This is a genomic window from Variovorax paradoxus B4 (assembly GCF_000463015.1).
In the GTDB taxonomy this organism is placed as follows: domain Bacteria; phylum Pseudomonadota; class Gammaproteobacteria; order Burkholderiales; family Burkholderiaceae_C; genus Variovorax; species Variovorax paradoxus_E.
Genome location: NC_022247.1, coordinates 4977388 through 5002650, shown reverse-complemented (window position 1 = coordinate 5002650; position 25263 = coordinate 4977388). Strand labels below are relative to the sequence as shown.

The following is a 25263-nucleotide window of genomic DNA, read 5'->3' as shown; positions in this document are numbered from 1 at the left end:
GCCTACATGAGCGATCACCACTTTTCCCTCATCCCGGACCCATGCAAAATGAATCGACAAACAGGTGTCCGCTTGCTTCGCTCCTATAATGATGTGGGATGAAATATCAAGACTTGTGCCGTTGTAGCTGGTCGTATATTCTTCCCCCCCCATTTGCCGCGTGAGGTTTGAGATACCTTATCGGCATAGTCAAAGCCGTATTCCTTGAAGAGCTTCTTCAAAGGCCCATGAGATTTTCCGGATTGAAGTGCGTCAAGCCATTTTGCGGCTACTTCATCGATTGCTTGAAGGGCTTCTAGTACACGAACAGGTTGGCGATAAGGGGACGTTTGGGCGGAGTCCATCGCTGATTGGAGATAGACAAGATTGGTCGTTTCAGCTTGAGCTTGAATCAATGCCTTGGCGACAGTATCGGGTTCAACTGCCTGTATCGGCGCACGGTCAACGGATGCTTCTTTAAGAAGGGAAGGCACAGTAAAAGCGGTGGTCGACAGCGCGACCACATTAGCCTTCAATGTTTCATTTTCAACGCGCAGTTCAGCGCCCGCCTGTTGGGTTTCTTTTAAAAGAGCTTCAACTTTGATCAGTTCTTTGAGTAGCGCGTCGGCATCGTTTCCGGCAGAACTTCTCCGTTCTTCACGATCCTCAGCGTCAGCCAACTCACGAAATCGACGACCTGGAACGGCTCAACATGCCGAAACGCTGCTGCCTCGGCCACGGTTTCTACAATTTCCTTGAAGAGCGCGTTGATGCTAGCCTCGTCTTTGAGCATCCAAGGCATCCAACTCCTGTGATGAAATTGATCGTCATCTTTCTTAAAGCGCGGCCAATAGAGGCGAACAGCTCCCGCATAGCACGACAAGGTCTTGCCGATTTCCTCGGTCAGCCTATACGCCGCCCATCGATCAGAGAGTTCAAAAACCTTCGCGATCCCGGCCAAATTTTCTGCAAGTAAATTTGCGTCCACGAGAGGTCTGTCAGATTCGAGCCGTCGAGAGACGACAACTATTGGAAACGGTCGTGTGGGGTTTAATAGTAGGCTTGTCAGGACGTCCACGTCCTCAGCAGTAATTAACTCTGCCGCCAAATGATACGGATGGCCGCCGATGTGTGTTGATCTGAGCCGCGAGACATTGCGAATCAGTCGAGGCGCACCGAACTGGTATCCGGCAGGAAAAATCTGAAAAGTTCGGCCTCGTACGGCCAACTCCAAAGACATAACAAGTCCTATCGATTCATAAACGGCGGAAAGTCGTACAGTCCACCCCAAAGTCTGGTCGTAGTCGTCCGGATATTCCCAAAGCAAATCCAAAAGGACCGACTCGGGCCGATTTTTCAGTGTTCTTCCTTTGACTGAAAGTCTGTGGTGCGGCTTAGGAGTGATTTCAAAATCTGCAGTGGAGGCGGTTGGCCAGTCAATGGTGATGCGAAGACGTCTGTACCAATTTTGAATCCACGTGCCAACCATATCCAGTGCGGCGGTTGCATCAGTTTGCTCTCGAACTGTTAATGTTGTGGTGTAGACAGTTCGCATGTTGGGTCGCCTTATCTCTCTGATTCAAGCAAGCGGCCAGACGGGTGCGGTCTCTTCGATTTCATTTTGTATGTCAATCGTTAGCTTGAGTGCAGCAAGGAGGGCTTGATATGCCTGGAGTTCAGCGAACGTAAGCATATGGCCTTTACGATCCTTAAGCCACTTGAACGCAACTTGATAGCTTCCAACACGATACTCCCAAACCGCTTTTGCTACAGCTTCGAAGTATTGGGTGCCATTTATGAAAATTCGACCAACTACCTCATTGGATATATTTCCCGTTGCAGTGACGTCATCAGCAATAGGTGTAAACCGAGGGTTGAGCACAGTGTTGTCGCCCCCTACAGGATAGGTGGATGACCAAGACGCCTCTTCGATACCGAGATGCAGTTTTGCCAACTTTTCTCCCAAACGACAGAACGTTTTAAAAATTTCAACGTTTGATATCAGAGGGATGCGAGCGAAATCTCGCTTCAGTTGATTGGCGTAGCGGAGCCGATAGCCCGGGGCATATAGCACAGCGTAGGCGTAGTAGTAGACGTCTTCTGGTCCAAAGGTCGATGCAAGATCTCCAGTACCGTGCTCAATGTATGTAAGGCCGAGATTTTTCTCAAGGCCGGCCAGAAACTCAGGCGCTAGGTTTGCTCTGCAGGAGGTTGTGCCTGCAAGACTCGCCTCCTCCAGCAAACTTGCGTTCTCATTGATCGTGAATAGGTAAAGAGGGAACAGATAACCCCGTTCCTTGGTCCGATTGGAAACGTAACAATCATCGATAATCGTGTTCGCTGCCAAAACGTGTTCCCATGGCTCATTCGCAAGTTGCCGAACAGTTGCAAGCCCAAGATTTTCGCCGGCCAACATGTGGTTCATAACGCGCTCGCGACGATGGACGGCTACGTGGGAGTTGTAGACTGTCCAGCGCTTGTCGAAAGGCCGATAGAGTACGGGTTTAACCTGTGATTTCCAATCTTGCTTGGGAAGCTCGGTCTTTGCATCTGCATAATTCCATTGGTCTTGTTTGCAGAGCTTGAATATCTGTCGTGCTTCCTCTTCATTGTTTGTGGAAAGCAGGCGCCCAACTTTTTCGATGGCTTGAGGCTGAGTCCACGAAATGGCGAAATCATCGTGGGTCGTCACCATCCCCGGTGCGGGATCACCATTCTGATTGAAAATTTCCGGCAAGCTCCAGAACGCCGCGAATTCATCCTTGTGTTCGTCGTTGTGCGGGACAAAAAAGTTCGCAGGAGCGGCCGGTACAATTTCAGTCCAGTCAGTATTGAGAATGTCATGGCTATTTAGCCACTCATACTTGCTTTCGCGAACGCCGTAGAGATGAGCATGTCTGAAAATAGGCTTCGCAGATCGCTTTGTTCGCTTCACCAGGATAGCGATTGAAACGCCTTGCTGAATATCGAAGACATTCTCATCTTTGCTGCCATCCGGTGCTTTCTCCTTCTTTTTTGTATTTCCGTGGAGATCCAAAAAATAAAGATCATCAAAGCTGTGCGATAGACTCGCCCGCATGTCGAGAAATGTCGGATTGTCCAAGTACCCGTGATTCGTCACGAACGCCAAGATCCCGTACCCAGTTTGATCGATTCTCCATTGAGAGAATCGAATAAATTTCACGTAGTCGTCGGATAGCCACTTGCCTTGGCCCGGCTTCTTAAGCACAGCACTCTTCTTGTAGTCCTCTACCAGACCACGAATCCATGCGCCTTTATTGACGCTATGTCCGGAGTAGGGCGGATTTCCAAGGACCACCATAATCGGCGCACTCTGCTTCACCTCGCCGGCTTGGGCTGCTTCTTCGGCAAGCCATTGGGTGAAGAGCGGGAGGCCGGCTAGCTCATGAGCCTTTTCTAGGGTGTTCGTCAAATAAACACGAAGTCGCTCCTCGGTTGCAAAGTCATAACCAGTGTTTTTGAGTTGCAAGCCGAGCTTCATGTGAGCCACGGCATAGGGTGCCATAAGTAGCTCAAACCCGTAGATGCGAGGCAAAAGATGTTCAGCCACGTATCCTGGCCACATCCCGGCATTGCCTTTGAAAGATTCGTAAATCTTCTGAATAACACTAAAGAGGAAAGTGCCGGTACCAGCCGCAGGGTCAAGGATTTGAACGCGGTGGGTTTGCACCTCCTCTGTTGCGACAGCCCCTTTGGGTGTCAGCTTTCCGGTCGTACGTTTGATCACTACCTTGCTGTTGTCAGCTAGTCCTTTGGGAAGTGCAAAATCTTTTTTTAGAACAGCGTCAACCGACTGGACGATATAGTTAACTACTGGCTCCGGGGTGTAATAAACGCCTCGCGACTCTCGAAGTGCAGGGTCGTAGGCGGCGAGAAACGTCTCATAAAAATGTACAACCGGGTCTTCTTGCATGGTAGCTTTGCCAAAATCGGCAAGCACCGCGCTCATGTCGGCTTTCGCTAAAAGGTCGGCGAGGTCATCCACTGCCCAGGCGATACGGTCATCCAAGTCAGCCCCAGCTATGTTGGAGAACAGTCGGCGAAGAAATGGATTTGTTTTGGGCAGTTCGTAGGCTGCACCTTGTCGCGTGAAAAGTGTGCCTTCGTCGTGGTTGCAACGGGCGGCAAAAAGCCCGTAGCAAATCGTTTGCGCATACATGTCGGCAAACTGCTGTGGTGTCAGGTCATCACCCAGTAGTACTTTGCGAAAACCTTCATACTGGGTATGGAGGTCTCCATTTGCTTTGCCTTCCTCTTGGGAAAAGGCCTTGCCTATGAGATCGCGGATCAAGCGAGCCATTTGAGCCATGCGTTTTGCTAGGTCGCGTGGGCTTGAGATGCTCGGAAGATTGGATGCCAAGAAGGCTGCTAGAAGGGCCTCTGTCTGCGCTATGCCTTCTGCGTTGGACTTCAACACGCCGTTTTTCTGCCAAGACGCAGCACGTGTGGTCTGGACAAGCTCGCCGCTTCGATACAGCCGAAACTCAAGGTAGTCGGTCAGAACAAGGTTGCGTAGACTTGATCGATAGCGCTGAAGCTGTTCGTCGCCCTCGACCGCGTTCAGATCCTTACCGACATCCTTCGCTTCGATGTACCCGATGGGTACCAACCCTGCTTGGGCCTGTCGGGAAACAATGTAATCCGGAGCTCCGCAGGCAATGCGTTTCGGCTCGTTTGTGGCAACTACATCGCCTGCCGACTCTATGAGGTTTTGAAGTGCGCCTCGGTGTGTATGTTCCGTGGCGTTGCCAGCCTTGAGGTCACTCGATACTCTGGCCAAATAGGTCTTGAAATCCATCCTCACTCCTGGGGTGCTTGTTTTTCCGGTGACTGCTAAGCCGATCTATCATCGTCGATGCGGGCGCGTTGCACGCTTCTACCACCGGGAGGCGGGTGGACTGCGTGGCCGCTGGTTTGCAACTCCGCGCTGGCAAACGAAAACTACTTTATTGTCGATAGCTGGCTAGCCGTACTGGCAGGGTTTCAAAACGCGACGTTGAGCCGGCTTTACAGCGCCATTTCGCATGCCTTCTTGAAGTGCGGAGCGAGTGGCCTTTCCATTGCAGAATGCTGCTCGATCATCGTGCTTTTGTCAGGATCTCTTAGACGCCCCGAACTGGGTAGCCGAGGGCTCGCAGGCCCTTAAGTGTGCGGTCGTTGCGCGGCGGGTAGTCGTCCGCACGAGCCCAACCAACAACCTCGCCCCAAGTGCTGAACTGCAGCCAGGGAAGACGCCACTGCGAGGTTCGTGCCGCATTCCAGATCCGGCGTTCGACGGCGCCGGGACCCCAAATGACGTACTTGAATACCTCTAGCGGTGTGTGACCTGCCTCGGTGCGTGTTTCCCAAAGCTGCCCCGCGTGGGCGAGCGCCTTTGCGTGTCGGTCTTGCCGTTCTGCAGATAGACCAAGTTCAACATTGTCACGTTTGCTCGCGTAGTCGGTGAAGGCGTGCACCATCGACATGGCGGATGAAAACTCCTCGCTAGTAAGCGTTGAAAGCCTGTCCTTCGCCAGCAATGCCCGGAGTTTTGGGGCCCAGTTGAACAGGGTGTTTCGCTCACCTTCATAGTCGAAGTCAGCGGCTTTCCACCAAGCGAGCGCTTCTCTTAGTGCCGCTGCAGGGTTGGCACTATTTTTTGCAAACGCAGCTTTAACGCGCTCTCCGCCTCTGTGGCCCTCGACAAATCTATAGTAGTAGGCGTGGACGAACTGGTCCGCCTGGGCGCCGGCGGGCGTGTCGGCAGGAATCCAAGACGGGCGATTGCTCTCAAGCACGAGATGATCGGCGATGTCGCGCAAGGCTTGCAGTGATTCGCGCCAGCGCCGCTCGAATTCCTGATAGCCCCGCTCGACCGCGCTCTGTTGGTCGACGCTTGCAAGACCTTCGCCCTTGGGAAAGAAACGTGGGGCCTTCTGCTCGAACTCGTACGCGGCTGCGCTGGCTGCCTTTGACAGCTTCTGCAGATCCAGCAAGTGCTTGTGGAATGCCTCGTCGATGACCTCGCCCCGTGCGTCAATCACGTCAAAGAGCGTGCGCAATTCTTCCATCATGGAGGTCTTCTCCATGTCTTCTTCGCGCAGAAATGTGCCAGCCTCGATGTTGGACACCCACGCTCGGTCGGTCATATTGGCAGAGCCGATGTAGGCACCGACACCCACCCACCAGATTACCTTGGCATGGAGAATGTCCGGCACCATACGGCAGGTGAAATTCGGACTCTTCTGATCGAGGAACCATCGAACTACAGCCGGATGAACTGGCACGGTGTGGTCGTATCGGCCGTAGTAGGTGAGAGGCTTGCCTAATCGTTGACAGGCCTCAAGCAGCGCAAGATTATCTCGACCTGCGTATGCAATAGCGGCGCGCACCTCACTGCATTCGGACGTGTGCTGTGCAACCAAGTTATGAAGCCGCCTCTTGTTAATCGCGCCGGCGATGAGTTCCATTGGGTCGTTAGGATGTAGTTGAGGTCGCGCTAACTTGAATCTTTCAAAAAAGTTCAAGCGTATTTCGGGCAAGAGTATTTGCGCTTGGATTCTGGGGCCAAAAATCGCGTCTCGTTGGGAAGAGCTTCAATTCAATCGCACTTCGACGTGCACAAATCCTGTGCCGTCGGGTGCGTCCACGACATCGAGGTATGGCTGGGCACGCACCAGCTCGCTGAGCTTCTTGAACCCATAGTTTCTCGGATCGAACGACGTATGCGTCTTGCTCACGAGGCCGCCGACAGTGGATAGCCTGGACCATCCACTGTCTCTGACCGTCTCTCGAATGGCATGCGTCAGCAACTCTCTGAGGTCGGGCACATCGGGAACCTGCACCGGCGCTGCGGCTTCGACGGGGCGTTTCAGAACCTCGAAGAAGATGAACTTGTCGCACGCGGCGATGAAGGGTTCCGGTGTCTTCCGCTCGCCCAGGCCGTACACGACCTTGCCGGCCTCTCGAAGTCGCGTCGCGAGGCGGGTGAAATCACTGTCGCTGGACACCAGGCAGAAACCATCGACATTGCCTGCGTAAAGGAGGTCCATCGCATCGATGATGAACGCCGAGTCCGTCGAGTTCTTTCCCTGCGTATAGGCGAACTGCTGGATGGGCTGGATCGCATGACGGCGAAGGTGAGCCTTCCACCCGACCAGGTTCTGTGTAGTCCAGTCGCCGAACGCCCGCTTGACCGTAGCGGTGCCGAATTTGGCCACCTCTTCAAGCAGTTCTTTCGCTACCGAGGCCGAGGCGTTGTCGGCATCGATGAGGACCGCCAGCCGGGTGGTATCTGTGCTTGCCAAGTTGCTTCTCGCCCGAGTACTGAAGGGGCACCGATTCTCGGTGGCAATTCCGTGGATGGGAAGCAGATCGAGTTCTTGCGGGGACAACGCATACCAAGCCTGAACACGCGAGCGACCTAGGTAGTCGAGTTACCCAGCCGGCCCTCGGTTGCTCCCGCAGCGCCCGTCGCTGATGGCCGGTCACGGATGCCAGCGGGCGACGCCTCTCTTTCAAGCACGACAAGAATAAGCTGTGGATCGGGTCAGATGGGTCAGTTTAGGGCGGGTGGCGCTGAACGAGAAAACACTGGATATGGTGGGTTGCGTGGATTGCAAACACTAGATATAGTGTTTTTCGCAATGACCAGCGCTTACGCCGCTGAAAGGAATGGATATGGCCAACAACTCTAAACAGACGTCCTCGCGCGTCGCCTCCGTGGCTGGCAAGACGCTTCAGAGCGGATCTGCGAGCGCGGTCCAAAAGTCGCTTGCCGGCTCGGCTTTGCGGCAGGCTGGCTCGTCGGCGCAGACTGGCGCCGCGACGGAACAAAAGGCCTCTCGCGCCTTGGATAGTTCCAAGTCTGCTTCGGTAACCAGGACGCTGGCGGGCAGCGTGGTGTCACAGTCCAACCGCTCGCGCTAGGTGGTTCGCGGCTGGTGACGTTTCGCGCGAAGTTAAGCGACGCGTGCAGCCGCTGGCAAGCAGGGTTTTATCGGTTCACCAGCAAACCAGTGGACCGACCAACATCGTAGCCCGCAACGCGAGGTTCAATGCATCTTGTGCCTTCCCTGCGGGCGTTCGACCGATGAACCAAAGTCCGCTCGGCGGCTGCGATTCGAGAATCAGTTCAAGCATTCGCCTCACCATTGCGTTTCCTTGGCCGCAGCGGCGGGCAATATGGTCTCTGCTGTGCCCACCTCCCCGTCGGCGGTCGGCGAGTGGGCTGGCTGTACGTTCTTCACGGGTCGCACGCGGATGTCGCCCGAGTCGAGCAGGCGCACGTAAACGTAGTCCCCTGGCTTCAAGCCAGCGGCCTGCGCCACCTCGCAAGGCAAGCGAAGGCCGAGGGAATGCCCCCAGCGTGTAATTTTCATCATCTTGGCTCCTTTCGCGCAATGACTAGCCATTGCGTAGCGCCGAAATTGGCAAGTGGCTCGATGGCGATTGCGCACTTCGCATACTCGACCGGCGCCTTCTCCTGGCCTTCGCGGGACGGTTTAGGGCATGTTCAGGGCCACACACAAGCGCAGCCGCAAGGTCAGGGTTGGTATAACGCGCGTTGATCTTTCCGATTGATGCCCAATGACAAGCAACCCGCCGGATCACGTGAACCCAACCCCCTCCATGAGCGTGGACGCCATGATTCGGTCCATCGGGGTTGCGCGAGATCGGCCACTGCTGGTGTTCTTGGGTGCTGGAGCTTCCATGAGTTCCGGCATGCCATCGGCCACACAGTGCATCTGGGAATGGAAGCGGGAAATATTCCTGACCAACAACCCCGACGTCGAGAAGACCCAGTTCAGCGAGTTGTCCCTGCCGTCAGTAAGGCTCCGGATTCAAGCCTGGCTGGATCGCCAGCGCCGCTATCCGGCACTGGATCATCCTGACGAATACAGCACCTACATCGGCGAGTGTTTCGCAAGAAGCGACGACCGCCGAATCTACTTCGAGAAATGGGTGAAGAGATGTTCGCCGCATCTCGGCTATCAACTGCTGGCGGAACTCGCGCGGCAAGGTTTGGTGGCATCGGTCTGGACAACCAACTTCGATGCCTTGGCCGCTCGCGCCGCGACCTCCATCAATCTGACCGCCATCGAGATCGGCATCGATAGCCAGCAGCGTCTGTATCGGGCGCCTGGAGAGGCCGAACTCGCCTGCGTCTCACTCCACGGCGACTATCGATACGATCCGTTGAAGAACACGGCCCCCGAACTCATCAAGCAGGAGAAAGAACTGCGCGAGTCACTGGTGCAGGCCATGCGAACTCACACCGTTCTCGTATGCGGCTACAGCGGGCGCGATGAAAGCGTCATGGCGGCCTTTTCGGACGCCTACGATGCGGCGCATTTCAAAGGCCATCACCCGCTGTTCTGGACGCAGTATGGCGACTACCCAGCATCGGAGCCGGTCGCCGGACTCCTTGCATCGCCCCTCGATCAGGAACCGGCGAAGTTCCACGTGCCCGGAGCTTCGTTCGACGATCTGATGCGACGTATTGCACTGCATGTGTCGGACGGCGAGGCACGCGAGCGTGTGCGCAAAATTCTGGAAAATTTCAAGACAGCGCCGGTCAACCAGAAGTTGCCCTTTGCCCTGCCGTCATTGCCCGTCACCGGTCTGGTCAAAAGCAACGCCATTCCGCTCATTCCGCCGGGCGAGTTGATCGAGTTCGATCTGGTGCGGTGGCCGCCGTCAGGTGAAGTCTGGTCGACCTTGAGAGAGATTGGGGATCGACATGGCTTCGTGGCTGCACCCTTCAGAGGCAAGGTCTACGCGCTGGCCACCATCGAGCAGTTGACCCAGGCGTTCGCTGACAACGTGAAGGATGGCGCGTTCAATCGGGTGCCGCTGAACAATGACGATCTCCGCTACGAGGATGGCACCGCCAACCAACTGATGCGCAGAGCGACTGTGCTTGCCTTGGCCGGGAAGGCTGGCTGCGCTAACGATGGCGACGCCATTGTCTGGGACACGTCGCGATCCAAAACGGAGCGCCTGGACCGTCAATTGTGGACGGTGTACGACGCCGTCCTGCTTCAGATTAGGCCTCTTGGGACGAAGCTCGCGCTGGTGCTCAAGCCCACACTCCGAGTCACTGACAGCACTGGTGAAGTTGCACCGAAGGAGATCGAACGCGCGGTCAAGGTCCGCGTGCTCGGGTACCAGCACAACAAGGAGTTCAACCAGGCGACGGACTTCTGGCGAAAGCGCTTACTGCCATCGCGTGACCTGCTAGTCCGCTTCCCCGATCTCGACGGCGGCATGACCTTCACCATCTCCGGCCGCCCGATCTTCGCGCGACTCACGGACGAGCGAACCGAGACCGTCACGCTGAATGATGCGCAGGAGCGCTCGGCCTCTCAAGTTGGCCTGCAACTCGCCGAGCCCAAGCTGGTATTTGCCCGAACCGTCGGCACTGGGCCTGCAACGGACACGCTTCCCGTTCGCGGTCTTTTGCAGAATCGGCCGTTCGATGCCAATCTGACCGACCTCGGCATTGCCACAAATCTGCGAATCGCGGTGATCGCGCCCGCCCGCGATGCGCGCCGTGTCCACGACTACTTGGGCCAGCTTCATCAGCCCATCGATCCCACGAAATGGGACGCTGACTACTTGATGAGGTTCCCGGGCTTCAGCAGCGCATTTAAATGCCCGCTGGACATTCCACAACCAGGTCAGGCCGCCTTCGTCACGTTGGATGAGCCGCATGACGAATCGCCGCAATCTGCGCGCACGCTCGCAGGCCGCATCACCGCGGCCCTCTCCGCATTGCGGGCCACGGAAAACCCAAGCGTCACCATCATCTACATACCCGCCAGATGGCATGCCCTTCGAGCGTTCGACCTTGAGAGCGAACAGTTCAACCTTCACGATTTTGTGAAGGCCGCGGCCATCCCGGCTGGTTGCTCCACTCAGTTTCTCGAAGAAAGCACTCTCGCCAACGGTCAGCAATGCCGCGTTCGATGGTGGTTGTCTCTGGCTGTGTACGTGAAAGCCATGCGCACCCCCTGGGCCCTCACCGGCCTTGATAGGGATTCCGCCTTCGTGGGCCTCGGCTTCAGCGTCCGCCGAAAGATCGACGGCGAAGGCCATGTCGCGCTGGGCTGCAGCCACCTCTACAGCCCCAATGGTCACGGCCTTCAATTCCGCCTGAGCAAGATCGACAACCCGATCATGCTGCGCAAGAACCCCTTCATGAGCTTCGACGACGCGCGAAAGCTTGGGGAAGGCATCCGAGAGCTGTTCTTCGACGCCCACCTACGCCTTCCCAATCGCGTCGTGGTGCACAAGCAAACGCCTTTCCTGAAGGAGGAGCGCGAGGGGCTGCAAGCTGGCCTGGAGGGCGTGGCCTGCGTCGAGTTGTTGCAGATCTTCGTCGATGACACCTTGCGGTACGTGGCATCGCGCCCGATGCCCAATGGCGACTTCGAGATTCACGGCTATCCGATTCGACGCGGCACAACGGTTGTAGTGGACGATCAGACAGCATTGCTGTGGGTGCACGGAACCTCTACCGCTCTCAACCCTAGGCAATCCTACTTTCAGGGGAAGCGCCGAATTCCGGCCCCGCTCGTGATGCGCCGCCACGCCGGCACTAGCGATCTCATGATGCTGGCCGATGAAATCCTTGGCCTGTCCAAGATGAACTTCAACAGCTTTGATCTCTATGGGCAGTTGCCCGCAACCATCGAAACCTCTCAACGGGTCGCGCGCATCGGTGCCCTGCTTGATCGGTACACCGAGCGTTCGTATGACTACAGGCTTTTCATGTGACTGCCCGCAGTAGCACCCGAAGCACATTGTCCTCGGGCATCGGCGCTTAGGCAGTCAGGCCATCACACGTACCGTCCTGGCGACCAATAGCCGCCCGCTCGATCAACCAGTCCGGCACCGGCACGATGTTTTCGACCGTCAGGATCTCCGACAGGTCGAGTTCCGGCAGCCGCTCCGGTCGACGGTCGCTGAGGATGTCCACCCCGACCTTCGACATGATGGCGCGGGAGTGCCTGGATATCGTCGACGCTGACAGCAACTCGCGCAGGTCGTGCTTGTGCAGCCACAGGAGGTCCGTGATCAGCTCCGCATTCGTGAGCAGCTTTTTCTCGTCTGCGGTGAGCAGCGGCTGTCCACATCGCTGCTCGTGCTTCCCCGATGCGGGCGGCGGTGAAAATCAAAAACAGGAACAGTTGCGCCGCATCTCCGTCGAGCGTTTGCAGGTCAAAGCAAAACGATGGCATCTCGCCGTAGGGAAGCGCTGGGTGGTGCTGCACCTCTTTGACATCCGCCGGCGCTGCCAACAGTTGGTCAAGAAATCCTTTCCAGCGCGCCGGATTGTCCCCTGCCCGACGCCGCGACACGGTCGCCCAAGCGAGGACTGCTTCGATTCGCCCGCGCAAGCGGCTGGCTGTTTCTGTTTTGCCCTTCCAGAGCCAACTACACCGCCGGCGGAAAGCAGAATACAAAGACCTATGGCCTCTATCCAAGGCTGAGCCTGGCCGATGCGCGGAAAGAGCACGCAGCGGCTCGCGAGGGACCTCGGGCCTCCGCGGTGGCGCCGACCTTCGAAACCGTGGCGCGCGACTGGCTCAAGGCGAAGCTGCCGACCCTCTCAAACAGCAAGCATCAAGTTCAGGTGCAGAACACGCTTGAGCGATACGCGTTCCCGCTGCTGGGCTCGCGGCCCATCGACGCCATTCCGCGGTCGGAGTTGGTTGCGGCGGTGCGGGCTGCACAGGCCGGTGGAAAGATCGAAACTGGGCATCGCGTCGCGAGCCGAATTTCGGCAGTATTCGACTTTGCACAGGACACGGGCCTACTTCCGCAACACGGTGCAGCGGGACTTACGCGCGTGCTCATTGCGCGTAAGACGAAGAAGCCAATGGCGAGCATTCCGGCGGAAGAGGCCGGCGAGTTGATGCGGGCCATCGAGGGCTACGAGGACTCCGTAACGCGACTCGGCCTGCAGCTATTGGCGCATACGTTCGTTCGCGTGGGCGAGCTGCGCCGCATGTTGTGGGGAGAACTGAAGGAAAGGGGTGCAGTGTGGGTGGTACCCGAGGCACGCATAAAGATGCGCATTCCCCATGTGGTGCCTTTGTCGCGGCAGGCGCAGCCGATTCTTGCGATGCCGCGGAAGATGACTGGGAACGGCTCGCTTGTGCTCGATTCTTCGATCCACCCCGGACATCCGCTGTCGGAGAACACGCTTCTATTTGCCTTATACCGTCTTGGCTATCGTGGTCGTATGACGGTGCACGGCTTTCGAGCTTTGGCATCAACGGTGCTCAATGAGCGGTCTGGTTTTCCGCACGATGTAATCGAGCGGCAGCTCGCTCACAAGGAAACCGATGCGGTGCGTGCGGCGTACAACCGGGCGGAATACCTCACGCGGCGGCGCGAGTTGATGTAGTGGTGGTCTGATTGGCTGGAGGCCTCTCAATCTCCAGATGCTAGTTCCTAGTCATCTTTCGATGAAGGAATCTAAGCACTATGGGGCGTGCTCTAAAGTAGTATCACTCGATTAAATTGGACGGAGAAAAACTTGGCATCTCACCAAGATCGCATGGCAGAAATCGGATTTTGGACCGTGCCTCCGGAAGGGTCGGATCGCAGAAAGATGCTTGATGCCTATGTGGAAAAACATAAGGACGACCCGAAGCGCAAGAAGCTGATCAAGGAGATGTTCGAAAAGGCGACTGCGCTAGTCACCGTTCAAAAAGAGAGCGGCGCTGGTTTTTCTGCGGACCGACAATTGAGAGAATACAACTTGGAGTATAACGGCCGAGTGTTTAAGGGCTCTTTGCGCGATTTGCCGAGTTCCTTCAATGTGGCCGAAGCTTTTAATAAATTTCTTCCGCGGACGGCGACATTTGAATTGAGAGAGGAGTGCGATCATCTTTTTTCATTTCAGCATTTCATTGACTGGGTTACTAGTGGCGCCGCAGACCAATTTCCTTCGGAAATAGAAAACATCTTGCCGGAAGGAAAAATTCACTCATATAACTCTGTCGATAAGCCCTCCGGTCTGCTTTTTCGCACTGAAGGAAGTGAGGAGTTTGGATTTTCTTCAATTTCACTTATTAGGGTGGAAAAGGAGGTGAGCGTACTGCTTGTAGCGGGTCAGAAATGCAATCTCGAAGAGCGAACGCAGATAATTCGCAAAGATTGGGAGTTTTATGAAGCACTCTCCCATCGGACCCATATTAGGCCTGCTGAGGATTTGGTATTGTGCGCCGAGCCCTTGGCTGAAGATCCTGAGCTATGGAAGACTGTTATTTTGCTCCGGTTCGATCTTGAGACAAAGACTGTCGATGCTCAATATGTCTTTAATGACTGCGGGTCCACGTATTCGGGAAGGACGGACGACTTTTCGGCATTTGTCGATGGAAAAGGGAAATTCTTTTCAGAAGAAATAAAGGGGCGCTACGAGCGTTCCGCAAGTGCCATGCAAGAGTACGCGACATTGATTGAGCTGTGCAAAACCTGCTTGCTGTTGCCAATCTTCTTCGAGGCCCATAATGATAGCCTTGAGATTGAACGCCATCCGACCTCCTTTAGAGAATACAGATCGCATTTAAAAAACAAGAAGATTCTTGAGCGCGTTGATCCCAAGTTTTGGATCACCTATCGGGATGTGCGGCTCATACGAGGACCGTCAAATCGTTCGCCTGATCGAACGGCTTTCACCGCCCCCGAGTACAAAGTTGAAACGAGCGGCTACTGGAAAAAGTTGCCTATCGATGTAGAGGGGCGAGACAAAGTAGGCCGCCCGATCCATGGCCGAACTTGGGTTAGTCAGATTCATTCTTGGGTGGAGGATTCACCTCGGAATTCAACTGTGTTCGCTTCTCGCGAGGGGGGCGAAATTCCTGGTGCCAATCCAGGATTTATATACGTTATGCGCTCCGCGGCGCATCCTAAAGATGTCTTCAAAGTCGGACTAACACGCCGAACGTCGGATGAGCGTTCGGGGGAATTGTCGAGAAGCACAAGCTCCCCTGACCATTTTCTTGTCGTAGAAGAATGGGCGACTGGTGACTGCGTGCAAGCCGAAAAACTGATTCACGAAGAACTGGAATCGTATAGATTCAATCCAAATCGAGAATTTTTTAAGGCGCCGTATCGCACAATTTTTAAAGTGATTGACAAGGTGATTTCAAGCCTTGAGGGCGGTGTGGAGCCCTGAAGACCAGGCGCTACTTAACTAGAAACCACGTCCACAAATCCTCGCAAGTCCGAGACGCGCCACCGAGTGATGCCCGCAATTTTCACCGGCTGTGGGAGCTGCTTGAGCTTCACCTTGTTCCAGAAGGTGGAGCGGTCCATGGAGAGCATCCTTGCAGCCTCTGCTGCTGGGACGAGAAGTTTTTCGTTCACTTGAGTTTTCTGATTCTTGATTGAGGTTGGAATGCACGGCGCGCACACTGCGGGGAAAGGCTTCGTAGGGATGAATTCCGGTAGGCTCATGAGGCTTCCTTACTCGTGGGCAAGTTCGGAGAAGGACGAAGGGTGGAGTCGGTGTTGGTGGCCGCCAATCATGCGAGGGGGCGCTGCATCTGCAACTCGAGAAAGCGGTTGCGGAACTGCTCGCGCCAGTCCTTCCACGTCGCGGCTTCGCGCTCAGGCGTGTCGAGACGAATCCAATCGACGGGTGCCATGGGCTGTCGTTGTAGATGCGCATGAACGCTTCTCCCGCCGGGTCTCCGAAGGGGCACCGGACGACAGCAGGCCGCGAACACCATCCTGAGCACACCGCCTGCCGTGCCTGGCAACGCCTGTGCGAGTGCGCAGGTTCGCGTCGATGGATGGTTGAGGGGAGGGCGCAGCCATAAAGCGTTGTGTGCTCCTGGCAGCTGTCTTGGCCCTTGCTGGCCCACTCGCCGCGTGCGGTGTTGCCCCGATTCAAACGGTGAAGGTGCCGATCCCGGCGGAATGCAGCGTGGAGGTGCCTGCGCGGCCCGCCATGTCGACCGAGGCGCTGTCGCCCGGAGTGGACCTCGACAGATTCAGCGCCTCGGCATTGGCCGAGATCGAACTACGGGAAGATTACGAAATCAAATTGCGCTCTGCTCTCGCCGGATGCACGCGGCCCTTGAACTAATCACGAGACCGGACTAGTCCAAGGCACGTTCTAGCACCAGTCGCAAGTCCGGTGCCATTTCAAATCCCTTTGGAATGCGAAAGTTACTTAAGGAATGCTCGTCGAAACCACTCTTCTTGACGATGGTCTTGAGCGCTTTGTGTAAATTCTTCCCGAGCACAGTGGAGGGTGTTTGTCCACCTAGGCCCGTCCAAAGTGTTTCGCTGTTGGGGCTTCCACCGTCCGGGTAAAGCAATCGCCTAATTAACTCTCGTTTGTTCTTAAACAGTTGCTTAGAGCCGGAAACATTGACTGCCGCCTCTTGAATCCAAGCCGAGGCTGTAGCCAAGTCGACACCGTAAAGTGCGGAGATATATTCGGGTTGGCAATAATACGCTTCGACATCTACATGCTTGGTTACCCATGTAAATGTGTTTTTATTTGGGTAGTTCTTCGCCCAAAGGTCACTCTCCTCCTCGCTCATGAAATCACAATCTCGATGCAATACAATATTGAGTCGAATTTCTCCTTCATTCATTAGTCCTTCTAGCAGTGGTTGTCTTGGGAGATTGTCCACGCCGAAGCATTTGCAGACGGATATTTGCCTGGTTAAGTGGGGCCACTGTCGCAATATTGAACGCACCGCTTGATCGTCTTCATCTTCAATAAATAAAATAACGGACTTATCAAGAGCGCCCCATCCCATAAGAGCTCGAATTGACTTTTCGTCTTCCGAAACGACCTCGCCCCAGCGCATCCACACCAATTGTGTGGCGGCTGAGGCTGCTCGAACAATGTGTTGGCTGTGAGTGGTTAGGATAATCTGCGTGCCGAACTCTTGCGAGGCTGCTTCTAGCGCTTCGATAAGGCGCTCTTGTTTGTCAGGATGGAGGTGCGCATCAGGCTCATCCACAAGCAGCAAGCGGGGACGAAATAAGATGAGATACGCAAAAATTTGCAGGACTTGCAATATGCCCGTGGCTAGGCTCTCGAGTGGTTGAGGAGGTACGCCGATTCCTTCCTCGACGTAGCTTGCGTTGATGTGTATATCTTCACGTTCGTCGAAAGAAACGATTATTCGAAAATACGGATGAATCAAACTCAATAATTCATTGAGCCGGGCCAGGCGGGCAACTGCCGCATCTTCGGATTCCGCCCCTTGCCTGAGTGCCAGATTATAAAGAACGTTCCTAAGGACTCCGCCAGCATCACCACTCGCAGCGTGGCGCCTCATTAATGGCTGAGCAAGGATAGTTTCCCGCTCCGCTAAACCGGCCAGCCCAGGTATATAAGCGGTGATTGGCCGCTGCCGTTGTTTGAACGGCGTTACTGCCACCCCCCCGTCAATATGCGCGGATATGGCGCCTTTATTTCTTGCCGCCCATATTTTTACAGTAGCAACTAAGGGCTGAACGCCGGGCGCAGTATCGTGTACGAATGCTACTGAGGTGTGGGTTTGGTTGTTGCCCGACCCGAGTTCGGCAAAGTAGGCCGTTGAGAGCGGTTTGCTCGAAGGCAGGTAGTCCAAACGGTCAAAAGAGATAACTTCTTTTGTATTTTTGGGCGTAATGTAACTAGCCGCTCTTGCGGCCCAGTGAATAGCCTGCAGAACAGAAGATTTTCCTGAGCCATTTGGGCCAACCAAAATGGTGACGTCGCCAAGAGGAACGGTTGTTTGTCTAATTGTTTTGAAATTGCCAATTGCAATTTCTTTGATCTTATTCCAATCACTTGTTTTTGGCTTCGATAGCTTTGCAGATTTTTTCGCCTCAGCAACTAAATGAAGCGTCGCAGACAATTTGGCTAAGGCCTCCTGTGTGCTACTGGCTAATAGTGAGCAGATTTTTGTCAAAGCAGCCAGTCGTACCTCGTCCATACACGCTCCACTCGTCGACGCCTAAATCGCGGCAGAGGATTCTGCTTTTTCGCACGTCGTGTCCAAGTGTAAGTGTGTCTTGAAATTTCTACCGCAACCGCCTATCCATACAAACGCGAGGGCGTGTAAATGTCTTAAATTGAAGCCACTGGGTAGAAGAGGTCGAATTGCGCTCGCGGGTCCGGCGGTCCTGCGGGCGCTTGCCCGAAGGGCGCGGTGCATGGATGGGGGCGAATCGCCGTGGTGCTGTTGCCCCGAGCAGTGGCCTCTCGACGCTGCCGAGCCGAGCGCCGGGCGGTTGAGGTATTCATGTGATGCGGCCACCTCAGCGAGCTGGTTTTCATTGCCATGGATTCTCCGGTTCAATGTCTAAACTGACGGTCTAAATTCAGGTCGCCTTCGCTATCGGCTACCGGACGTCGTCAATCGTCAGCAACTGGCGTCGCGGATGGCTCCGTAATCCGGACTTCCGCGAGCGGCGTTTCCCAGTGATCGACTTGCAGCGCCGGCCAGTACGCCTCGGGCGTCTGAGACCGGGTTCGCACCATGACTGCAATGACGGAGGAGACCCCTTGCTGGAGAGGTGCCGCATCCACGCTTGCGGCCAGCCGGCCAACGATCTGCCCAGAGGTCGAGTGAACGAATCGGCCTTCTATCTCGACGACATCTCCGGTCCGCAAGGCCGCGATCGCTCGATGAACTGGCTGAGCCGACGACGCCCGTCCAGCAAATCCAATGTCCATGCTGGCCGGGCCGAGCATGATGTAGCGGCGTTCCAGGTCCGCTCGATGTTGTGGGCGGGCTCCGGGCAACTGGTCGTGGACGCCGTTGACGGTTCCAAGGTCTACGAGATAGGGGTTGCGTCCACCCTCTGCGCGCATCAGGGTCAACGATTGACGGGCACGGGTCATCGCCACATAGAGAAGTCGTCGTTCATCTTCTTCGTCCCAACGCCAGTCGGCGCAGTCCATCACGATGACGTGGTCGAACTCCAGGCCCTTGGCGCCATGTGCAGTCATGAGCTTGATGGCGCTTGCGCGGCCATCCCGTCGCATTTCGCCGGCGGCTTCGTAGAACAGGTCGAGCGCTTCGGCTGCTGGAACGATGTCTGCCTGCAGTGTGGCGGCGACGTCATCGACGATGTCGAGGAGATCCAGCAGCGCGGCGTTTCTGGGCTGGGCGCGTTGCAGATAGTCCAGGGACCTGCGCAGCGCGCTGAGTCGCAACATGCGCAGCTGTCGCCGCCTCAGTGCCTGGGCCAAGGCCCAGCCTTCGCGCGTCCGCATCAGCGCGATCTGCCCTTTGGCCGCTTCCGGGCCGGTGATCTCGCAGGGCAGGCCTTCGACATCGCAAATGACCCTCATCTTTTCCAGCGGAGCGTGTGTGCGGCAGAGCACCGCGATCTCCGAGAGCTTGACCGTCGGATCGAGGCGCCGGAGGCGCTCGATCTCCGCGTGGACCAGTTGGACCTGAAGGTTCGGGTCTGCCGGACTGGTGATCAACCGTACCGCGCCGCGGCTTTCCTGGTCGATCGCGGCCCAGCGCCCGCCCGGTGGATCGTCCTTGCGCCGAGCGTCGATCCGGATGGGGTGATCGACCTTCATGCGATTGGCACCGCGCTGGATCACATGGTTCGCGGCCGAGATGATGTTCTGGGTGGAGCGGAAGTTCTCGACCAGGTAGGTGAGTTCCCCTTCATAGTCGGCCCGGAAGCGCCGTATGAACTCGATGTTCGCACCCTTGAAGGAGTAGATGTTCTGGTCATCGTCTCCCACGGCCATGATGCTCAGCTTGGTGTCGGCGTCTGATCGCCGGCGGCCGGCAAGGGCGCTGACCAGCGCGTACTGCTGCGCGTCGATGTCCTGGTACTCGTCGACGAAGATGTATTCGTAGCCCTGCAGCAGGCGATCGCGGACTTCGTCCGCGTCGATCAGGGCCGAGCTCTTGCCTTCGAGCAGATCGATGGCGTCCTGGAGCATCTTCTTGAAGTCGACACTGCTGGAGGTGCGCTCCGCCCCGGCCAGACTGGTTCCGGTCAAGCGCAGCGCCATCGCGTGGTAGGTCATGACCAGCACGCCGCGTGCATCGTCTCCGGCGAGCGCCATCAGTCGGCGGCGCAGCTGGATGGCCGCCCCCCGGTTGTAGGCCAGCGCGATGATGCGCCCCGGATGCACGCGCAATACGCGCAGCAAGTAGGCGATGCGGTGGACGATCACCCGCGTCTTGCCGGACCCTGGACCCGCCAAGACCAGGTGATTGCCTGTCCGGGGCTGCGTGACCAGGGCTTGCTGCACGGGGTGCTGCAGGTCATCAACAATGCGCTGGTAGGATTCGTCCGTGGTCTTGCGCTCCAGCAGGTCCGTGCGTCCGCGGAAGAATTCCTTGACGAACTGCTTATGGGGCAGGGTGAAGTAGGCCTTGACCAGATCAAGCGCTTTCGCCGGATCTTCTGCGCCGAGCTTGGCGTACTCGTGCATGACGTGCGTCTGCAGCGTCCGTTCCTTGTAGAACTCTTCCAGAGGCGCAAACGATGCTTGGTTGAACCGCCTGGCGGTGTCCTCGTCCATCTGGATGGTCATCGCAGAGCGGAAGACGGACCTGCCTTTGTCCAGTTCGAGCACACGCGTCTGGTGAAGGTAGAGCAGCGCATTCTCCAGCCCCACTTCGGGCTCGCGCAGCTGGGTCTTCAGAACCAGATCGTCACCGAGCGCATCGATCAGTGCCTGGGCCTTGCACTCCACCAGGCATGCGCCTTTGACGCCTTCCGGCACCTCTGCAAGCAGCCGCGTGAGCGTGACTTGGGCGACGGCACGGCGCAGTTCGCAGATCCTGCGGATCTGGGACCAAGGCCGACGCAAGGTGACGCGCAGGGTGTCGTCGCCCAGCGACTGCAGCTGGATCATGCTGCGCTTGTCGTTGCCAGAGCCGAAACCGTTGGCCATGGATCGCAAGCAGGCCCGGACCTGAGTGGGGTCGAGTTGCCCCTTTTCGTCGTCGAGCTTCAGACGTTCGCGCAGCTCCGTGCAGACCGCTCGGAGATTCAGGTGTTGTTGCGCTTCGTCCTGATCCGCGTCCGGGGCGTTTTCGGCCATGAGCTCGATGAGCGCCTTCTCCATGGCACTCAGATATTCGAGGCGGGAGGCGGACGCGCCCCTCACGCCACGCATCAGGCGCACCGTCAGTCCGAGGTCATTGACCAGGATGCCCAGCTTGGCCAGCTGGTGAACGATGCGAAAGCACTCCTCCGGTCGGATGCCCGCGTCGAGCATGAGCTCGTCGGTGCTGAGTCCCTCGGGCGTGTCGGAGCGGAACAGGGCAGTGGCGACAGCGAGAAACTTCTGCTGAACGCTGGCGGAAAAATCCGCCTTGTCGATGCGCTCCTTGGCTTCCTGCAGCGAGGCCACCCGAAGACTGGCAGGGAAGACCTTGGTGGCGTTCTCGTTGCGCTTCAAGAAGCCATGGCGCTCAAGCCACGACAGCGCCGTGGTGACCTTGGTGGAGGCGTCGGGGGCATCGACTTCGATGCCGGTCCCGACGCTCTGCGCGAGCAGCTCTTTCGCGGAGATGACGATCTCGTCTTTTCCCAGCTTCTTGGCCTGGAAGCGCAAGGCACGCAGCAGTCCAATGAAATCTCGCTGCGACAGCTGGGAGGTGGAGGACAGGCGGAATTGGGTTTCCACGTCCTTGGGGTCGAACAGCAGGACGCATTTGGCTTCGTCCCCATCGCGCCCGGCTCTTCCAGCTTCTTGGAGGTAGTTCTCCAGGGAGCCGGGAATGTCGGCATGGATCACCAGCCGAACGTTGGGCTTGTCCACGCCCATGCCGAACGCGTTGGTGGCGGCGATCACCTGCAGTTCGCCGTCGAGGAAACGTCGCTGGGTCTCCTTGCGCAAATCAGCGGCGAGCCCGCCGTGGTAGCAGCCGCATGCGATGCCCTGTTGCGCGACGATCTGTGCGATGGTCTCGGCGCTCTTGCGCGTGGCACAGAAGACCACGGCGGCATGGTCTCGTCGCAGGCCGTCGCGCAGCAGTTCCACGATGCGCTGCGGCTTCTCGCCGCCCGAGGTCGGCACCACGGCATAGGACAGGTTGGTGCGCTCGTGGCCACCGAGGAATGTCTCCAGCTTGATCTGAAGGCCTTCCTGGAAGTGGTCGCACAGGTCGTCGATGACGTCCGGCTTGGCGGTGGCGGTGAAACAGGCGATCGGTGCCTGACCGGGAAACTGCTCCCGGATGAAGCGCGAGACGTACAGATAGTCCGTGCGGAAGTCGTGCCCCCACTTGGAGAGACAGTGGGCTTCGTCGAACACCCAGGCCGCGATCTCCCGCATGCGGATGGCTTCGACGAAAGTCTTGCTTCTGAATTGCTCGGGTGAGACGAGCACGATGCCGATGTCGCCCCGGCGGATGCGGTCCAGCACATCTCGCCGTTCCAGTGGGGTGAGCATCCCGTTGACGGTTGCCGCGCATTGGATGTCGGCTTTCATCAGGTTGTCCACCTGGTCTCGCATGAGCGACTGCAGCGGAGAGATGACGACGGTCAGCCGCCCTGAGCGGCGGTAGTGGACGAGGGCGGGGAGCTGGTAGCAGATGGATTTGCCGCCGCCGGTGGGCAGCACGGCCAACAGGCTCTCGCGTGCCAGTCCGGCATTGACGATCGCACGCTGCAGCGATGAGCCATCGGCGGTTGTCGGGTGCGGCCGGAAGCCCGGCTTGCCGAACAACGAGGACAGCAGCGCCTCGGGGTTGTGGTTCTGGCGGCAATATGGGCAGTTGGTCTGGCCGCAGTCGATTTCCCGCAGCTCGGCAATCAATTGCCTGACGGCGGGCAGTTCGTGGAAGACCCAGTGGGGAAGGATCGAGTTTCCTCCCGAGACGCGGATCCAGCCCAGGGCGAACGCGATCGACCAAGGATCGTGGCCGTCGAAGGAAGTCGCGATGTCGGCGACCAGCGCCTGCAAACGGGTGGCGCAGCAGCGACCCGCAAAACGGCTGGCAACGATCGGCCCGACCGCCTCGCCAGCGGGAGCGGTCTCCTCACGCACTTGTGCCAACAGCGTCGCCATGCTCTCGTCGCTGCGAAGCAGAAAGTGCAGCAATGCCAGCCACCAAGGCTCTTGCTCGTTCGTCTCCAGCAGCGCTTCGACGGCCTCTTCGAACACGTTGAGCGCGATCCGGGCGTCCTTGGTCGGGTTGTTGCGTTCGTCGGAGAGCAGCTTGTAGCCCTTCACCAGCCGGTGATAGGGGTTGCTAGGGAAGGCGAGGGCGGACAGCTCCAGCGTGTCGAGGACGGGCCAGCGCAGACATTCCAGCTGCGGGAGCTGCTCGCGCATCAGAGGGATGTCGTGGCGCCTGATGTTGTGGCCGAGAAGAACCTCGCCATCTCGGGCAAAGCTGTTGAGGGATACCGCCACCGCGGCTGCCTTGGCAGGAGAACAGGTGCTTCGGTAGGTATCCGTGCCGTCAGATCGGACTGCGCCGACAGCAAAGATCTGGTCGCCCTTCTCGGGATGGGCCTCCACGTCGACGGAAACTATTCGACCCTCGGCAGCGATGCGCCGAGCACGTGCATGCAAAGAGTCGAGGACGGGCGTTTCCAATGAAGGCCAGCGATCAGCAGCAGGTGAGAGTAAGACGTTGTAACATAAGTGTTGCTTCCACGTTGGCAGGAATGTCTGCCACGTGGCCATCTTGGTCGGTCGGTATTTATCCCGCTGAGGCGGCTCTTCCCAAACGCTGATGGCTGTTGAACTTTCGCGCCTCCAAAGTCCCGCTGCCATTCAAGCCGCACTGGACGAGTTTTCCCGCGTCGGTCGGACGGCGTTTCTGGCGCGATACGGGTTTGGAAAGTCGCGCGATTTTCTGGTTCGCGATGGGAAGACCGGACAGTTGTGCGATTCCAAAGCCATCGTGGGAGCCGCTTTCGGCCATCAATTTCCCGACGAGGGCCCGCTTAAACCTGCGGACTTTTCCGGCGGTGAGGCCACGGTCGTTCCCAAGCTGCAGCGCCTCGGCTTCGAGGTCGTGCGCATCGGCGAGGACTGGACCTCGGACGAGGTGCAGGCCACGGTCACTTCTTATTTCGAGATGCTCCGTCTGGAAGCGGCGCAGCAGCGCTACACCAAGACGGAGTTCAATGCGGAGCTTCGCCAGCATTTGCGCGGGCGTAGCAAAGGTTCGGTTGAGCTGAAGTACCAGAACATCAGCGCCGTCTTGCACGACCTCGACCTGCCCTTTGTCCGCGGCTACAAGCCTCGTAGCAACGCGCAACTCCTGTTGCGGCAGGCGGTCCAGCAATTCGTCGTGGATCAACCGGGTCTGGTGTCCCAGGTTGTCGATGCGATGGAGGAGATCAAGACGCCGGGCCAGCAGGTTTTTCACGCCTCCTTGGTGGGACCTCCGAACCTTGAGACCGTGGTGGAGGTGGCCGGGCGAGGGCCCAAAGTGAGGTTCCCGCGCAAAACGAACTGGGCTCAGCGCGACGAAGCGAATCGAAATCTTGGCCGTGCCGGCGAACAGTGGGTCATCGGGTTCGAACAGCGGCGGCTCGCAGACGCGGGGCATCCGGAACTGTTCCAGCAGTTGGACTGGGTTTCGGACCGTCTCGGTGACGGGATCGGCTACGACATCCTTTCGCATGAGCGGCCCGGCGAGCATCGCTTCATCGAGGTCAAGACCACCAACGGTGGCCACGCCTCCTCCTTCATCATCAGCCGCAATGAGTTGGACTTCGCCGCAGAAGCCGAAGAGGCGTTTCATCTCTATCGTGTGTTTCAGTTCCGCGAGGAGCCGAAGCTCTACATCCTCAAGGGCAGCCTGGCGGACCAGGTTCATCTGGAACCCATTGACTATCGAGCGTCGTTCCGGCGTTTGGTTGGGTGATCTTCAATGACTGAAAAGCCTTGTCCCTTTTGCGGCTTGCCTGCTGAGCGTGTCTTGGGGCAGAACGCCGACGCGCTCTGACTTCGGAGCCGTCAGCGGCATCTACAGAGATGGCTTCAATCAGAGGAGCGATTGCCCTGGATGATCGGCGAGATCTCCTACTCGGCCGCCGACTTAGTCCGCAGCTCTTTCTTGTAGCGCTTCATCAAGGAGGTCATGAGCTCTGCCGGATCTACTTGAAGTCCATTGCACAAGAAGATGAGACTGGTCAATGAAGGGCTGGTAGTGGCCGTCTCCAATTTGGCAATGAATGTGCGATTCAGGCCCGACGCAAAACCGAGCTCTTCCTGATTGAACCCGCGCACTGCCCGCCGAGCCTTCAGCTCGGCCGCAAAGGCTTTCAGTAGTGCGGGATCCTGCGTTGATCGCATGCAACGAA

The 25263-nt window shown here is 57.3% G+C and carries 17 protein-coding genes; 5 read left to right on the top strand and 12 right to left on the bottom strand.

Annotation, left to right across the window (positions count from 1 at the left end):
• Positions 1-83: 83 nt before the first annotated feature.
• The 6 genes from VAPA_RS34580 to VAPA_RS23270 all read right to left on the bottom strand — a co-directional run bounded on the left by VAPA_RS34580 (position 84) and on the right by VAPA_RS23270 (position 8363).
• Positions 84-659 carry a hypothetical protein gene (locus tag VAPA_RS34580; RefSeq protein WP_155248093.1) on the bottom strand — a complete coding sequence of 192 codons (576 nt, stop codon included), beginning with the start codon at positions 657-659 and terminating at the stop codon, positions 84-86.
• The gene (locus VAPA_RS34575) at positions 584-1534 is read right to left on the bottom strand and encodes a hypothetical protein (protein WP_021012465.1); all 951 of its coding nucleotides are present in this window, start codon (positions 1532-1534) and stop codon (positions 584-586) included. Before VAPA_RS34575 ends, VAPA_RS34580 begins: the two co-directional genes overlap by 76 nt.
• A 24-nt stretch (positions 1535-1558) precedes the next feature.
• A complete protein-coding gene (locus tag VAPA_RS34075; protein WP_021012464.1) occupies positions 1559-4798 on the bottom strand; it encodes a type ISP restriction/modification enzyme in 3240 nt (1079 codons plus the stop codon).
• 304 nt (positions 4799-5102) lie between these two features.
• On the bottom strand, positions 5103-6449 hold the full coding sequence (locus tag VAPA_RS23285; RefSeq protein ID WP_021012463.1) for a phospholipase D family protein: 1347 nt from the start codon (positions 6447-6449) through the stop codon (positions 5103-5105).
• A gap of 126 nt (positions 6450-6575) precedes the next feature.
• Positions 6576-7286 (bottom strand): NYN domain-containing protein, encoded by a 711-nt coding sequence (locus VAPA_RS23280; protein ID WP_041946217.1) that lies wholly within the window; start codon positions 7284-7286, stop codon positions 6576-6578.
• 840 nt (positions 7287-8126) lie between these two features.
• The gene (locus VAPA_RS23270) at positions 8127-8363 is read right to left on the bottom strand and encodes an AbrB/MazE/SpoVT family DNA-binding domain-containing protein (RefSeq protein ID WP_021012460.1); all 237 of its coding nucleotides are present in this window, start codon (positions 8361-8363) and stop codon (positions 8127-8129) included.
• 247 nt (positions 8364-8610) lie between these two features.
• Here VAPA_RS23270 and VAPA_RS23265 point away from each other — a divergent pair, with 247 nt between their 5' ends.
• On the top strand, positions 8611-11760 hold the full coding sequence (locus VAPA_RS23265) for an SIR2 family protein (protein ID WP_230558920.1): 3150 nt from the start codon (positions 8611-8613) through the stop codon (positions 11758-11760).
• Positions 11761-11806: 46 nt separating this feature from the next.
• Here VAPA_RS23265 and VAPA_RS34570 read toward each other — a convergent pair whose 3' ends face one another.
• A complete protein-coding gene (locus VAPA_RS34570; protein ID WP_196232523.1) occupies positions 11807-11977 on the bottom strand; it encodes a hypothetical protein in 171 nt (56 codons plus the stop codon).
• 558 nt (positions 11978-12535) lie between these two features.
• Between VAPA_RS34570 and VAPA_RS23260 the strand changes: the two genes are divergently transcribed.
• Positions 12536-13396, top strand: a complete 861-nt coding sequence (locus tag VAPA_RS23260) for a tyrosine-type recombinase/integrase (protein WP_021012456.1) — start codon at positions 12536-12538, stop codon at positions 13394-13396.
• Between the two features lie 153 nt (positions 13397-13549).
• On the top strand, positions 13550-15172 hold the full coding sequence (locus VAPA_RS34070; protein ID WP_080666829.1) for a GIY-YIG nuclease family protein: 1623 nt from the start codon (positions 13550-13552) through the stop codon (positions 15170-15172).
• Positions 15173-15186: 14 nt separating this feature from the next.
• On the opposite strand, the gene VAPA_RS35450 is transcribed toward VAPA_RS34070, so the two are convergent.
• Together VAPA_RS35450 and VAPA_RS35445 are read right to left on the bottom strand one after the other, a co-directional pair.
• Positions 15187-15312, bottom strand: coding sequence for a helix-turn-helix transcriptional regulator (locus VAPA_RS35450; protein ID WP_268977782.1), 126 nt, complete (start codon positions 15310-15312; stop codon positions 15187-15189).
• Positions 15313-15521: 209 nt separating this feature from the next.
• Positions 15522-15644, bottom strand: coding sequence for a hypothetical protein (locus VAPA_RS35445; RefSeq protein ID WP_268977781.1), 123 nt, complete (start codon positions 15642-15644; stop codon positions 15522-15524).
• A gap of 251 nt (positions 15645-15895) precedes the next feature.
• Between VAPA_RS35445 and VAPA_RS23250 the strand changes: the two genes are divergently transcribed.
• A complete protein-coding gene (locus VAPA_RS23250) occupies positions 15896-16087 on the top strand; it encodes a hypothetical protein (protein ID WP_329604090.1) in 192 nt (63 codons plus the stop codon).
• A gap of 13 nt (positions 16088-16100) precedes the next feature.
• Here VAPA_RS23250 and VAPA_RS34065 read toward each other — a convergent pair whose 3' ends face one another.
• Both VAPA_RS34065 and VAPA_RS23245 read right to left on the bottom strand, forming a co-directional pair.
• A complete protein-coding gene (locus VAPA_RS34065) occupies positions 16101-17942 on the bottom strand; it encodes an AAA family ATPase (protein ID WP_021012451.1) in 1842 nt (613 codons plus the stop codon).
• A gap of 422 nt (positions 17943-18364) precedes the next feature.
• Positions 18365-23542: a RecQ family ATP-dependent DNA helicase gene (locus VAPA_RS23245; protein WP_041946215.1), complete on the bottom strand. Its 5178-nt coding sequence runs from the start codon at positions 23540-23542 to the stop codon at positions 18365-18367.
• 139 nt (positions 23543-23681) lie between these two features.
• Here VAPA_RS23245 and VAPA_RS23240 point away from each other — a divergent pair, with 139 nt between their 5' ends.
• Positions 23682-24824, top strand: coding sequence for a protein NO VEIN domain-containing protein (locus VAPA_RS23240; RefSeq protein WP_021012449.1), 1143 nt, complete (start codon positions 23682-23684; stop codon positions 24822-24824).
• Between the two features lie 158 nt (positions 24825-24982).
• Here VAPA_RS23240 and VAPA_RS23235 read toward each other — a convergent pair whose 3' ends face one another.
• A complete protein-coding gene (locus VAPA_RS23235; protein ID WP_021012448.1) occupies positions 24983-25255 on the bottom strand; it encodes a helix-turn-helix domain-containing protein in 273 nt (90 codons plus the stop codon).
• Between the last annotated feature and the right edge of the window lie 8 nt (positions 25256-25263).

Coding starts and splice junctions, on each gene's coding strand:
- VAPA_RS34575 (WP_021012465.1), bottom strand. CDS start 1,534: ATGCGAACTGTCTACACCACAACATTAACAGTTCGAGAGCAAACTGAT.
- VAPA_RS34075 (WP_021012464.1), bottom strand. CDS start 4,798: ATGGATTTCAAGACCTATTTGGCCAGAGTATCGAGTGACCTCAAGGCT.
- VAPA_RS23285 (WP_021012463.1), bottom strand. CDS start 6,449: ATGGAACTCATCGCCGGCGCGATTAACAAGAGGCGGCTTCATAACTTG.
- VAPA_RS23270 (WP_021012460.1), bottom strand. CDS start 8,363: ATGATGAAAATTACACGCTGGGGGCATTCCCTCGGCCTTCGCTTGCCT.
- VAPA_RS23265 (WP_230558920.1), top strand. CDS start 8,611: ATGAGCGTGGACGCCATGATTCGGTCCATCGGGGTTGCGCGAGATCGG.
- VAPA_RS34570 (WP_196232523.1), bottom strand. CDS start 11,977: ATGTCGAAGGTCGGGGTGGACATCCTCAGCGACCGTCGACCGGAGCGG.
- VAPA_RS34070 (WP_080666829.1), top strand. CDS start 13,550: ATGGCAGAAATCGGATTTTGGACCGTGCCTCCGGAAGGGTCGGATCGC.
- VAPA_RS35450 (WP_268977782.1), bottom strand. CDS start 15,312: ATGGACCGCTCCACCTTCTGGAACAAGGTGAAGCTCAAGCAGCTCCCA.
- VAPA_RS35445 (WP_268977781.1), bottom strand. CDS start 15,644: ATGGCACCCGTCGATTGGATTCGTCTCGACACGCCTGAGCGCGAAGCC.
- VAPA_RS34065 (WP_021012451.1), bottom strand. CDS start 17,942: ATGGACGAGGTACGACTGGCTGCTTTGACAAAAATCTGCTCACTATTA.
- VAPA_RS23240 (WP_021012449.1), top strand. CDS start 23,682: ATGGCTGTTGAACTTTCGCGCCTCCAAAGTCCCGCTGCCATTCAAGCC.
- VAPA_RS23235 (WP_021012448.1), bottom strand. CDS start 25,255: ATGCGATCAACGCAGGATCCCGCACTACTGAAAGCCTTTGCGGCCGAG.